The sequence below is a fragment of the Amycolatopsis minnesotensis genome, assembly GCF_039529815.1.
Lineage (GTDB): Bacteria > Actinomycetota > Actinomycetes > Mycobacteriales > Pseudonocardiaceae > Amycolatopsis > Amycolatopsis minnesotensis.
Window position 1 is genome coordinate 1 of record NZ_BAAANN010000147.1, and the last position, 611, is coordinate 611.

General features: G+C 66.6%; 1 protein-coding gene. It reads right to left on the bottom strand.

The window, feature by feature from the left end:
- Positions 1-611: condensation domain-containing protein (locus ABD256_RS44245; RefSeq protein ID WP_344432416.1), on the bottom strand; the 611-nt coding region annotated here is incomplete at both ends.

Consider the following 611-nt stretch of genomic DNA (forward strand, 5'->3'; position numbering starts at 1 on the left):
GGGTGGTTTTCCAGAAGGCGAGGTCCTCGGCGAGTGCGGTGGGGGGTTGTTGACGTTGCCAGTGGGCGTAGTCGGTGTATTGCACCGCGAGCGGGGGCAGCTCGACCGGGGTGCCGTGGACGTGCCCGGTGTAGAACTCCCCGAACTCCTTCGCCAGCACGCCGAGGGACCAGCCATCCGTCGCGATGTGGTGGATCGTCAGGGACAGCACGACATCGTCGGCCGCCACCCGCAACAGCGTCCAGCGGAACACCGGACCGGCGCGGAGATCGAACGGCTTCGAGATCTCGGCGCGGAGGCTCCGGTCGAGTTCGGCCTCCCGTGCGCTTTCCCCATCCCCCGGAATGTCTATTGTGGTCAGTCGCGCGTCCAAGGTGTCGTGGACTATCTGGACGCCGCGCCCGTCGACGGTGTCGAACGTCGTCCGCAGGGGCTGGTGCCGGTCGACGATCTGCCGCAGTGCCGCTTCGGCGGCGTCGAGATCCAGCTTTCCCCGCAGCCGCAACGCGATTCCCGAGTTGTATTCGGTGGTGTTGGGGGTGAATTGGTGGAGGAACCAGAGGCGTTGTTGTGCGTGGGAGAGGGGTGTGGTGGGGGATGCGGTTGCGGAG